The sequence below is a fragment of the Treponema sp. HNW genome, assembly GCF_050320395.1.
Taxonomy (GTDB): Bacteria; Spirochaetota; Spirochaetia; order Treponematales; family Treponemataceae; genus Treponema_C.
Window position 1 is genome coordinate 1,334,903 of sequence record NZ_CP144459.1, and the last position, 13,238, is coordinate 1,348,140.

General features: G+C 43.2%; 5 protein-coding genes. 3 read left to right on the forward strand and 2 right to left on the reverse strand.

Going from position 1 to position 13,238, the window contains the following annotated elements:
* The first annotated feature begins 132 nt into the window (after positions 1 to 132).
* Both V1L52_RS06200 and V1L52_RS06205 read left to right on the forward strand, forming a co-directional pair.
* Positions 133 to 4,827, forward strand: coding sequence for an Ig-like domain-containing protein (locus V1L52_RS06200; RefSeq protein ID WP_428771684.1), 4,695 nt, complete (start codon positions 133 to 135; stop codon positions 4,825 to 4,827).
* Positions 4,828 to 4,854: 27 nt separating this feature from the next.
* Complete coding sequence (locus V1L52_RS06205; protein WP_428771686.1) at positions 4,855 to 11,379, forward strand: hypothetical protein; 6,525 nt, start codon at positions 4,855 to 4,857, stop codon at positions 11,377 to 11,379.
* A gap of 164 nt (positions 11,380 to 11,543) precedes the next feature.
* Here V1L52_RS06205 and V1L52_RS06210 read toward each other — a convergent pair whose 3' ends face one another.
* Complete coding sequence (locus tag V1L52_RS06210; RefSeq protein ID WP_428771688.1) at positions 11,544 to 11,963, reverse strand: type II toxin-antitoxin system VapC family toxin; 420 nt, start codon at positions 11,961 to 11,963, stop codon at positions 11,544 to 11,546.
* Complete coding sequence (locus tag V1L52_RS06215; protein ID WP_428771690.1) at positions 11,938 to 12,174, reverse strand: hypothetical protein; 237 nt, start codon at positions 12,172 to 12,174, stop codon at positions 11,938 to 11,940. Before V1L52_RS06215 ends, V1L52_RS06210 begins: the two co-directional genes overlap by 26 nt.
* Positions 12,175 to 12,343: 169 nt before the next feature.
* On the opposite strand from V1L52_RS06215, the gene V1L52_RS06220 reads away from it, so the two are divergent.
* Positions 12,344 to 13,237 carry an FAD synthetase family protein gene (locus V1L52_RS06220; protein WP_428771692.1) on the forward strand — a complete coding sequence of 298 codons (894 nt, stop codon included), beginning with the start codon at positions 12,344 to 12,346 and terminating at the stop codon, positions 13,235 to 13,237.
* Position 13,238 lies beyond the last annotated feature (1 nt).

Here is a 13,238-nt window from a genome sequence, read left to right on the forward strand (position 1 = left end):
CCCGTTCTTTTTTTTAAGATTTCGGTTTTTTTTTATGCGGTTATGTTATAATAAGGTGAATACTTATTTTTTTGGATTTATTAAACTTTATATCAAAATATGCCGATAGTGAAGACGGAGGATTATGCGTAAATGAAAGATAATGCCGGTTTGAAAAGAATTGTGTGCGCAGCGATGTTGTCTGCGGCGGTAACCTTATTTGCAGGAGGTTCCAAGGATATAACGGATATACCTATCGCTTCTATGGAAAGCTGGCAGGAGACAACGGATATTTCTTCCAAAAAAAAGGGAAAACATAATATTCTTATAACTGCAAACGATATTGCAGGAAATACCGCGTATGTAGGTCCTTTTAACGTATATATAGACCCCGATTCCGATTTACCCGTTACCTCTATTGCCTTTCCCGTGTCGGGGGCGACTGTAACAGGTGATGTCGATATAGTGGGAACCTGTATCGATGACGATGCCGTTGCACGAATATCGGTGCGGATTGACGGCGGCACTGAAGTGTATACGGCAAAAGGAACGGAATTTTGGTCATATTCGCTTAATACGACGGAAATGGAAGAAGGAACTCATACGATCGAAGTGTGGGGAACGGATATAAACGGCGTTGACGGGAAAAGCGTAAAAACCTTTTTTTATTTGGACAGAAGGCAGCCGCTCACATATATTACGAATACGGATGCCGGTACCTTGGTTTCCGGCGTATTGCGCTTGGAAGGTTCCGTTGAAGACGGAAACGGTATAGAGCGTTTGTTTTATTCGCTTGATAACGGTGATAAATTCGAAGAAGTCCGTCTTACATATAATAAAAAAACAAAGCGATCCGATTTTAAACTGATTATTGATACCGAAAAAATTGCAGACGGCCCGAACGTATGCTGGTTTAAATCAATAGATAAGCAGGGATCCGTCGGTATTTATACCTTTTTGTTTTTTGTAGACAACATTGCCCCCTCGCTTTCTTTTATACATCCCGATGATGAAGCGGAAACATTCCCGAGTGTTTTTTCCGTTGCGGGAAAGGCTTCCGACGGCACCGGTCTTGAATCTTTGAATTGGATCTCCGGAAATCAAAGCGGGACCATCGCTTTGACGCCGGGTAACGAGTATTGGGTGAAAGAATTTGATTTTTCCAAATCCAATGTGAAATCGGTGACTATTGAAATTGTCGCAAAAGACGTTGCCGGAAACGTTGTGCGGGCTAAAAAGAAAATTGAAATAGACAAAAAAAAGGATAGGCCGCAGTTGGAGCTTGTAAGTCCCAAGCCGGATGCACTTATTGACGGCGATGTGTTTATTGCAGGCTTAAGTTACGGGAACGTGTCCGAAGTCCGCTATAAAATCGACAGAGAAGAGGAAAAAACGGTTTCGGCACCCGACGGTGCGTTCGGTTTTCCTGTAAGCGGATTGTCTGCGGGAAATCACATGCTTACGCTTTATGCGGTGTGTCCGAACGGTACGGCAGGAGATATACATACCGTAAAATTCAAAGTAGCGGGAAAAAAACCGTCAATAAGTTTTGAAAATAATTCGGTTATCGTTCCTGCTTTCAGCGCTCAAAATAAAGTACCGACTGCCGTTTTTATAAAAGCGGAAGCCGGACTGCGTGAAGCCTTTGTTTCTTTTAACGGCGGTGAAAAAAATATTCTTACTATAAAACCCGGTCAAACCGACTTTGTATGGCGGCCGGGTATAAATGAAAAAATGCCGGCGGATTTATATGATATACGGGTTTTTGCGGCGGATACTGCCGGAAGGATGCTGAGTCAAACCCTGCTTGTAGGGATTGCAAATCCGCTGAACAGTCAGGGGGTAAACCGTTTTGCATGGGCTCAAAAAAATATACATGATCAACCGTTTGCTTTTATAGACAGCGAAAATCCCCTGGAAGGCTTTTACTATTCGTCTGCCGGAGCCGGTATTGAAAATGTGGAGTTATTGGACGCTCCCGGACTTTTATACGAAACCGACGGCAATACGATAAAAATCCGCGCAGCTAAAAGCGGTTTATATAAAAATGTCCGCGTAAAAATAACCGACAGCGAGGGTGTTGAATTTACAAGCGAACCTATCGATATTTTTTCCGATACGGCAGTTCCGAACATTACGCTTAATCAAAACGAGGCTCCGATTTTTGTGAAAGACGGTTTTACGGTTTCCGGAACGGTGAGTTCCGAACAGGAGTTGGAGTCGATTGAATATCACATAACGACGGCCGCTTCCGATGAGGTTTTAACCGGTACTTTGAGTGCGGTTTTTGAAAAAACGGTTGATATCGCTCAATTGCCTGACGGTGTACTTCTTTTTACCGTCACTGCCTCGGATAAAATCGGTAAAAAAACGTCCGAGCACAGGGTGTTTATAAAAGATACTCAAGCTCCCGATGTGTATATGATAACGCCGATAAGCGGTGATACGGTAAACGGCTCGATTACCGCATCTTTTAAAGTGAGTGAAAAATTCCGAAACGTAAAGGCCGAATATAAGGCTGCGGATGAAAAATCCGTGTGGAAGGAATTTGCTTACACCTCATTACCCAACATAGTTATAGGAACCGCAGACGAACCGATAAATAAAGATATGGAGTTCAGGTTTACCGATCCGGCAGGAAACGTAAAGCTCATCAATCAATACGATTTTGAGATAGACAACAGTGCGGACGCTCCGGTTGTAGAACTGCATTTACCCTTTGAAAATCAAATTATATATAAGGCGTTTACGATTTCGGGTATGATATATGACGACGATGCGGCTGCGCGTATTTACTATAAAATAGACGATAATCCCTATCAAAGTTTTGATGTTACGCACAGTTTTTCCGTTCCCGTTCCCTTGTCGTCTTTAACCGATAACGAGCATACGATTACGGTTTACGGTGAAGACATTTACGGGGTAAAGAGTACGCCGGTTGTACGCAAAATTCGCGTTTCACTTGAACCTCCTTCGGCTCATATGGTGTCGCCGGATATAAGCGAAACGGTAAACGGCCGTGTAGAAATAAGCGGTACGGCTTCGGACGCAAACGGCATAAAAGAAGTATATATATCCGTAAATAACGGAAACGTTTTTTCGCTTGCCGAAGGAACCGAAAACTGGAAATATTCTATCAATACGGAGGTTATCGGCGACGGAACCCATGTTGTTTTTATACGGACGGTAGATAATTACGGTATAGAATCGATATCTTCCGGTTTGATAAATACGGATAATACGCCGCCGGTTTTAAAAATAGAATATCCGCTTCCGGGGTCGGCCCTTGATACCGATTTATTTATATCCGGACAAACCCGCGATAATATTTCGCTTGAAGGCGTAACCTTAAAAATAAAGAGTTTGTCCGGTACCGCGGTTCCCGATTCTCTTGCGCAAATAGATTTAAAAACCGAATTATTGCTCGCAGAAGATATAAACATTTCTTCATTACCTGAAGGACGTTATAATTTGGAAATAGGCGGCGTGGACAAAGCCGGTAACGTAAGCGAAGCTGCGGTAAACTTTGATGTGCGCAGAAAAGCCGATAAAGATAAAATAGAATTGCTGTATCCTCTTAACGGCGAAAAAGTGTACGGGGAAGTCAGCATTTACGGCCGTGTGGATCCGTCGTCGAAAATTACGCAAGTATCGTTATTTGTAGACGATAGGCAAGTGGAAACGGTGAACGTATCTCAAACGCATTATGTCGCCTTTAAAGGAAGTCCGGATCTTATAGGCACCGGTGTACGTAAAATAGATATACGCGGTATTTTACCGGACAATAAACTGGTAACTTCCATAGCTCATACTATCGATTACAATGCTTACGGTCCGTGGGTAACGATAGATAACCTTGATATGGGAGATTTTGCGATAGACCGTCCTTATTTACGCGGCCGGGCCGGATATTCGGTTTCGCAGGAAGAAAAAGATGCGGCGCTTTCAAAAGAAGCTTCGGCTGAAGAAAAGCGTATCTTTGCCGGTAAAAAGCTTAAAAAAGTTGAAATAAGCTTCAATAACGGAAAAACCTTTGAGCCGGTACGTTTAAAAGACGGCTGGCAGTACAGAATCGAAACGGAAGATTTGGCCGAAGGAAATCACTTTTTGCTGGTGCGGGCGGTTATGGAAAACGAAGAAATAGCCGTGTGCAGAACGATTATAAAGGTGGATAAAACCCTTCCGCATATTACCCTTGTGTCGCCCGGCGAAGGCGGCCGCTATAACGGCGAAATGGTATTTACGGGTTTGGCTTCGGATAATGTCGGCTTGCAAAGTGTCGAGGCGGCTTTGAGGAAGGGCGATAAATCTTCATACGGACTGCCCAAGTTTATACAGGGTTTACATGTCGAACTCGGTTTTTGGGGCGCCACCTTATGGAATATGGGTGTCGGTTTGAGCTTTTTCGACGATAACGTAAAACTGCAGCTGCATTACGGTCAGTTTACCCAAAAGCAGTTCGATGCGATTACCGCTTTCCAAAAGCTGGAAAAAAGACCCCTTCGTTACGGAGGCCATGTTACTTCTTTAAAGCTTTTGGCAAATATAACGGAACAGCCCTTCGGTTATTACTTCGGTCCCGACTGGCGCTGGCTCTATTTGAATGTCGCCGTCGGCGCCCAATTTTCGCTTTTCAGTCAAACGCAAAGCGGAAAACCTCAAGTGCTTTCGGCCATATTGACCCAAGTGGAATTTCCGCGGGTAAAACTGTATAAGAAAAAGTATTTCAGTTCCTTTTCGTTTTTTACGGAGGGACAATTATGGTTTATTCCTACCGACGTTACATCGGTAAGCGTAAAATCCCTGGTGCCGCACATTTGCGGCGGTGTACGTGTTGACATATTTTAATACATGCGCAGCATGAATGGAGACTTTATGAAAACGAAAAATACGGGATTGAACAGATTTATTGTGTCGATTTCGGCTCTTATTGTATTGATTGTATATTCTGCCTGTGAGCAGTATGTTGCCTTGGGTGCCGGTATAGATATTTTACCGCCTAAAGGCGAAATTACCTACCCCGATGCCGGAGAAACGCCTATACGCGGAAACTTTGTCCTAAAAGGTACGGCCCGCGACGATGAGGGCGTAAAAGCCGTTTCGGTTGTGTTTGAAGATATTGAAACGCGCGAAAGAAAGGGCCCCTTTGACGCCCAACTTTCCGAGCCGGGCGCTTTGAGCGTATCGTGGAGTGTCGCTATTAATAACAGTCCCACGGGAAACGAAGAAGCTCCTCATGAGCTGGTAAAAATATATCCCGTTCCCGACGGTGAATATACGGCTATCGTTACAATTACCGACCGCAACGATAAAAAAGTAAGCATAAACCGCAGCTATAAAATAGACAATACGCCTCCCGTTTTTATAGTAAGCCGTCCTTCCACCGTTGCGGATAAAGATGACAGTCCGACTACCGGCGACGGTTACGGAGCGATTTTTACCGTTGTCGGACAAGTCGGCGAGCAAAACACGGTAGAAAAACTGAATGTCGTTGTGCCGGGCCCCGGTTTGGGCACACCGATTGATATGACAAATATGTTTGTCGGTAAAAATATAAATGCTCAAGTGGCGGTGCACAGTACAGCACCGAGCAATCCTTTGTACGATTTACAAGCCGACGAGCCGGGCAAGGCTATTAAAGCTCAGATGTTTTTGTTCGACAATGCGCGTTCTTACGACACGGTATCTTCTTCTGTCGAAGGGAATAAAGCCGCATGGTATTATTTGCGCGACGATATTTATACCGACGTGCTTTCCAAAGGCTATACCGCCGAAGTAATCAGCGATTATTTTGCCGGTAAAAAAGGTTCCGATAAAAACGATCACGATAAAAAAATAAAAGAACTGCGGGCCGATACGGCGGCTTTAACTGCGCTTAAGGACAAGATGATTAACATGACAGGGGACGGCGAAAAGCGCAGTACCTTTAAATTGGATCCGAGTAAGTCGCCCGGATTTAAAGTGTTGGGCGTAAAAGTTTTGCCCAAAGCTACGCTCAATCTAAGTCACGCTTCTTCCGTACTTTTTAAAAACGGGGTGGAAACGTCTTTTGCCGTAGAGCTTGTACGAAACAAAGATAACAAACCGATAGTAAACGGCAGTTCCCTTGCCGCGTATAAGGCAAGCGATATAGAGATTTCTTTGTTCCGCTGGAATAAAGCTGCCGGAACCGATGAAACCGACAGTTTTCAAACGGAAACAAATCTTATTGAAACTTCTCTTTTAAAATTTGCCGATTTAACACAAAACAATTTAAATGTCGATAAGTTGATTACTGTCGTCGAAGGCGGTACTTTGCGCGTAAAATGTATTCTTCCGCCCTCTTTTATCGAAGGAAAATATCTTCTTAAAGTTAAGGGAAAGGATTCAAGCGGAGAAGAATTTGCAGCCTATGATACCTCAAATACGGTAACGGACGGCTTGTATATTATCAACTTCCTCTCTACGGGAAGCGGGCCGCGCATACGCGCTATCCGTCCTGAAGGTTTTAAAAATAAAAACTTCGAGGTATTTGTCGATGTTACCGGTTTGGATGCCGGCGGTAAGGTGTATTATAATGTAGGTGCTGCGGTTCCCGCAACCCCCGATCCTTTAAAGATATTGGAAAAAGTAAATCTCTCAGATCCGAATGACCCCAAATATAAGGCGGCCATCGATATAAGTTCTTTGAATGATGCTCCGCCCCAAAACGGTGAATACAAAATTCACTTTTTAGCTAAAAATCCTACCGGTGAAAGCGATACGGACAACACCGACTTTATTGTGGATAAAACGGCACCTGCCGTAGAAATAACCTATCCCGATCCTACCGACCCGCAAGCCGGAAGTATAACGATTTCGGGAAGCATTACCGACGAAAAAGCCGGCGTAAAAGCTTCGTCGACGAAATATATTTTGGGTAAAAAAACGCCTGCGCCCGACGTAACTGCTACAGGTTGGCAGGCAATGACTACTTCGACAAAGGGCTCGTGGAGCGCCGCAGTTAATTTGGATGCGGTGCCTGCTTCCGAGTTGGAAAATGATGTACCGGGCAGTCCGTATAAAAAAATACCTATGTATATTTTTACCGAAGATGAGATAGGAAACAAAACGGTACATACAAAACACATTCTCTTTAATCCCGACGGTACAAAGCCTGTAGTAAGAGTGCTTTCGCCGCAAGCCGATGCCGTTTTGGGCGGTACCATTCAAATATTCGGTACGGCAAGCGCCGCTATAGGCGGACCGGGAGCCGTAGGCGAAGTGTATATACAGTTTTCAAGGAACGGAAGCTTTAACAACGCTACTGACGGTACTTTCGGCGGTACGGGCGGTATTCCTTCAACAGACTGGTACAATAACGGCAACGGCCGTGTTATTACAACCGCCGGGGCGGGGGGAGTGCATAATGGCGCCGAATGGAGAGTTATAATAAACGGCGACAAATCTTTTGACAATCCGGCTGCAGGACAAACCCAGCAGGATGTATATTTTAGACTTCGTGCTAAAAATAAAAACGGAACAATGGGCGAATGGACATCGCCTGCAAGAAAGATAACGGTCGATAAATCAGCTCCTACAATCGGAAGCCCGCATGCCATAAAAATTGACGATGTTTTAAGCTCAAACCCTGCAGGCAGTTCGGATGCGCGCGACTATACGCCCAATATGTGGATAGGACAGGGTAAAAAACTTATCGGTTCTTTACACGACGATGCGGGTATAAAAGCCGTTACCATAAGTTCAACAGGGTTAAAAGGCGGTGTAAACTACAATCTTACTCAAGCGCAGGCTGAAGGCTGGATTGTGCCTTCTTCGGGCGGAAACTTCAATTTGCAAATTCCTCTTAAGTTGGATGAACTCAGTGCCGCCGCTCAAAGTGCAGGGGAGTTCAGCATAACCGTTTCCATTACCGAAAATACGGTAAGTCCGGCTCTTATTTCGCAGCAAAACTTTTACTTCCGTTTCGATACGACCGACCCCGCAGGGGATTTCGGAGAACATATGCATATCGATAACGGAAATTTCGCTGCTTCTTCCATTACCGATAACATACTTGCAGATACCGTACGTGCTTATGTCGGTACTGACAACACCTTGTTTAATGATTTGCGGCTTTTGATAGGAAATACGCCGGCAGCCATAACCGGTGTAAGCGGCGATCAGGTAAACTTTAGTCCCGTCCTCGCTTCGCCCGGTAACCACAACTATATTTTGTACAAAAAAAAGACTCTTATATACAATAAAAGCGGAAACTGGATTGTAAAAGGGCTTGCAAATGACGATGGTTCCGGTGTAAAAGAAGTAAAAGCAAAGGTAGAGGTAAATGGTGTTTTTTCCGACGAAGTTACAATGACAGAAACCGATCCGGTCAATAAAATAGCCAAACAGCTCGGAGGTCAAGTTGCCTGGCAGGGGAAAATCGATTTAAGTTCATTATCCGACGGAAAAGGAAAACTGCACTACAAGATAACCGACAGAAGCGGTAATACCTACAAAGTCGGCTCCGCTTACGGCGGTACAAAACCTGCAATCGATGTAATCGTAAAAAATAAACCGTTTGAAGTACAAACGATTACGCTTAAAACAAAAATCGGCGGAAGCGATGTGGATTTTGTCAATACAAACGCCAACCATGCGATGTCGAATGTTACAATCGATAAAAAGCTTGACTTTTCGGCGGATTATAAAAGTACGGGTTTTGCTTTTAAAGATAAAAATAATTCGAAAATAAAGGTTGATTTTACGGGCGGACAGGGACAGATAAAGTATAAACTTTTGTATAATAGCAATCCTTTGGAAGGACACGGTCTTGTTGACATGCCGGCAAGCCGTGAAATAACCTTAAGCGCGGCAAATTTAAACACAATCGGCAATTCGGACGGAAACGTAAAAGAGCTTATGCTTGAACTGTGGGATTCCGCCCACGGTCTTACTGCCGGAACGGACAGCGCAAATGCGAAGGTAAAAATAAGTACTCTTTTTGAAGCCATTGATACAATACGGCCGACGGTTGTTATTTTGCCCTTCCGGTGGAACGGTGAAAACGAAAACTCTTTGTATCAAAACAAAAGAGAAAACGGACATGTGGAAATCGGATCGATTGCCGCTTTTAATAACAATTATTCTTCCGTTTCCGGAAAGGTGACAGTCCGCGGCTTTGCCTACGACAATATTCAATTAAAGACGCTTAAAGCAACGCTGCCCAATGCCTCAAACGTGAGCATTACAAATACGGATAATGTGTGGAACGTGTATTCGGATACAACCTCAAATATTCGATTTGAAGTTGAAGAATCCGACTATGATTATTTGGGCTACTATGTAAAATGGAAGCTGGAATGGGACAGCGAAAAAACCGGCCTCGGGCTTGAAAAAGATATAAAGGTGAGCGCGAACGACGGAACCAATGATTCGCTTGCCGTGGCCTCCGACGCGTCGGCGGAAGTGAGCGGAGTAAACCGCCCGAGTAGAGATAAGGCTGAACATACCGATTTTGCACATGCAAAACCCGGACAGTTTATCTCCTTTAAAAACGGCGAAGCTTTGTATGTGACACGTGTCGAGTCGGTAACGGGCAATCAACTTAAACTTAAAGATTATGTTCCGACGGAATTTAAAACTGCCGTATTGTATAAGTATACAACGAATGAGCCTGCCGTTAAGGTAAACGTTGTGCCCTATATTACACGAATTGAAACCGCTCTTAAAGGTGCGGACGGCAGTTTTAAAGGAGCCTTCTCACGCGCTTCCACCGGTGAGTATCCGGTACGTGCAGGGGAAACAATAACTATAAAAGGCTTCAATCTTAAAAAAGGTAAGGTATATCTTGGAACGAATCCTACGTCCTTAGGTACATTCCCTGATGATAAAAATACTGTTGCTGTTGCGGTAAGCAATACGTATACAACCGGCGATTTAAAGGTAAGCGTCGGCAGTGTCGATTCCATAAACAATCTTGTAGATGTTGCAAAGCCGTACAACCTTGAAGGCAACGGAATTAATAACGATATCCTCAATGCAAGGCGCAAGCTCTTTGTGTGGAAGATGACACCGATTATCAATAATAGTGCAATGGAAAGCCCGCAGTTTGTGATGGACAGTAAAAGTAACTACTATTTGGTGTTCGGGAATTTGAAGTCTATTGGCAGCAGCAGCAGTGCGATGCGACTTTCAACAAAAATTAATGGTTCACAGTTAGATAACTGGGAAGTGTCTTATAGTAAATTCCATAACACGGTAATAGCGTATGATACAAACGGAAAACCGTATTTAGCTTCGACAAATACTGATAGAGCAAGTAACAGCACCAGTTTTACTTTCTGTTTTCAAGAACCGTCGGAAAATTCAAATTATGATGTTGGAAAGAATAAGACAAGGCTTGAGAATTGTGATAACCAGCAAACAAATGTCTATGATGTAAACCGTGCCCAAATTCCGAAAATGGCAGTTAAAGGCGGCGGTACGTCCTCAGATCCTGCTAAAATTGCTTTGGTTTATTTTGATAAGAATGTTAAAGATGACGCTCCTTTGAAGTTCCGGTATGGAACGGTAACAGGTACTGAATCCAATACCACTCCGCCTCGGAAAGTAACCGGCGGTATTGCTGTTAATGTTGACTCAAGCGGTGGAGGAAGTGATCCGGACGGACCTTCGTCAGGTTCCGCAGTAGGTTATGAAATTGTAGCAAATTCTTCTTCAGTGGCTAAGGCCGGACAATATGCGGGTGTTGCGTTAACTGCAAGCAATAGAGCGATTGTTGTTTGGTATGATGCAGAAAATTCAAAACTCATGTACAGTTTCCGTGATTTGGGGAACAGTTATACTGCCCCCACAGCAGGCGGAAATCGTAAAACTGTCGAATGGCAGGCTAATGCGGTTGAAATTGACGGAGGAGCTCCTCTTTATGTTGATGTTGCTCTTGATGATGAGGAAAACTTACATATAGGCTATTATTCCAGCAGCTTAGGAGGCGTAAAATATGCCTATCTTCCTAAAGATAAAGTAACGGGAGGTTCCAAACCTGCTACAGCAGATTTTAAAGTTGCTGTTGTTGATACGTTTATGAATCCCGGTACGTATCTTAAAATCGGGGTACGTAAAGAAAGCGGCAAACAGGTACCCTACATAACCTATTATCATAACGGCTTTTACGGTTCTGCAAATGCAGCCCGTATTGCGTGGTTAAAAGAAGGAGTTGCTTCCGACGGTAGCATTAAAACCGGTGTTAATAATGATGGTAAGTTTACAGGAGATTGGACTGTTATGACGGTTCCCGCTTCCAGCGGTATTCAGCAGTATACCATTTGCAACGGTGTTCCTACTTCAAAGGCCCCAACCGCTCCTGTGGATTATTCAGGCAAAGTAATCGCTGCATATTTTACCAATAAAAATTACGAAATGGCAGTGCTTGAAAAATAGGTATTTTACTTAACAATTAACTTCCCCTCATCGGATTATCCGGCGGGGGGATTTTTTGCTTAAAAGCAAGGCAGGCTAAAGATGTAAAGGGTTTTTATAAGCACTTTTCTCACGCGCGATTGCGGTCTTTGTATTCTTTTTATGCTTGAACTCAAGTTATACTCTTATAATTTCAAAAACTCTTCCGGATTTATAGTTTTTACCGGGGAGTTTTTAAATCCGTTTTCCCTATCACGAGTAATTATATAATCAAGGTTTTCCGCTTCTGCGCACTTCATTTGAAGTCCGTCTTCTAAATCATTCCAATCATTATTCTTACAAACTGAAACAAAATACTTATTTTCTTCTGGAATTATATTAAAAAAATTACATAAGTTTAAAATTAATGCCTTTCTTTCTTCTACCGTCTTATCTTTCCGTAAGATGAAAAATAAATCTATTAATGAATGAGATGAAATGTACCCTATATTTTCTCTTGTAATGCAAGAATTAATTATTTTTAAAGCATGTTCGGAATAAGGCTCTCTGTCTTGTACAAGGTCGAGAATTATGTTTGTGTCAATTAGAATACGCATATTTTTCATCTAATGCTTCAGAAAGTTCTTTTTTTGCATTTATTTCGTGTTTTACAGTACCTTTTATGCTATTAAAAAAAGATAAGCCGTTTTCAATGGATGAATCATTTGCCTTTTTTTTATAAAAAATTAATGTATTTATTTTTTCAGATAGCAGCTCTAAATCCGACAATTCAAGAGTATCCAGTCGGTCAAAATAGGAATAAGCGATATCAGCCATATAAACCTCCTAATCATTTTTATTATATCATACTATTAAATAAAAAACACCTGTTTAGTAAATTTTAAACTTTTCGAACGGATATGCCTATCACCGGATAAATACGGACATCTTTGTGTTATTAATATGGACTGGATATATCTTCCGTTTTTTGCTATACTAGAAAGGCATGAAAATTTTTTCCTGGGACGATGTTCTTCATTCAAGAGTAAAGGAATTTATACACTGTTTTTCTTCCGACTCCGGGCTTTCTTCCAATTCAGGCGAAAACGAATCGGGTATTTGCGGAGGATGGGGCAGCGCTTTAACCGTGGGCGGCTTTGACGGTCCGCACAGGGGCCATGAGGCTTTGTGTGCTTCGGTTATAAAAGAAGCGCACAACAGAAATCTGGTTCCCGGTCTTATTACGTTTACGCGTTCTCCGCGCTCTTTTAAGCAAAGGGCCGACTATGAGGGTGATATTTCCGCTTTGCGTCTTCGCCTCAAGGTTTTGGAAGAATGGGGCTTCGCCTTTGCAGTAGTCATTGACTTTTCCGCCGATTTCAGTAAAATGGAAGGGTACGAATTTCTGTGCGTATTGAAAGATTTGTGTGCAATGCGTTTTTTCGGAGTGGGAGAAGGTTTCCGCTGCGGGCGCAATCATGCAGCCGGAGAAGATGAGATATCTTCTTTTGCGCAGGAGCACGGCATTGTCTGTTCTTTTATGCCCTTACAAACGGAGTCGGGAACGCGTATCAGTTCAAGCCTTGTGCGCCGTTTTTTGCGTTCCGGCCGTTTTAAAGATGCGCAAGAGCTGTTGGGACATCCGTTCCAAATAGACTGCTTTCAGTTTGATACGAAATTTGAACAAACGGCGGGCGAATTATATGCCGTGATGACCGCAAAACCCGATGCGGCTTTACAGCTTATTCCGCCTCCCGGTACCTATCCCGTGCATGTATATGCATTCTGCGCGGGAGAGCCCATATGTTTTGATACGGATGTACATACGGATGCTTTCACCCTTCGCCAGAAAGTGCCCGCTGTATATAAAAACTGCCTGTTCGACAGAATCAGGTTTTAAA

Excerpts from the sequence above, each read along its gene's own strand:
- V1L52_RS06200 (WP_428771684.1), top strand. The coding sequence starts at position 133 with ATGAAAGATAATGCCGGTTTGAAAAGAATTGTGTGCGCAGCGATGTTG.
- V1L52_RS06205 (WP_428771686.1), top strand. The coding sequence starts at position 4,855 with ATGAAAACGAAAAATACGGGATTGAACAGATTTATTGTGTCGATTTCG.
- V1L52_RS06210 (WP_428771688.1), bottom strand. The coding sequence starts at position 11,963 with ATGAAAAATATGCGTATTCTAATTGACACAAACATAATTCTCGACCTT.
- V1L52_RS06215 (WP_428771690.1), bottom strand. The coding sequence starts at position 12,174 with ATGGCTGATATCGCTTATTCCTATTTTGACCGACTGGATACTCTTGAA.
- V1L52_RS06220 (WP_428771692.1), top strand. The coding sequence starts at position 12,344 with ATGAAAATTTTTTCCTGGGACGATGTTCTTCATTCAAGAGTAAAGGAA.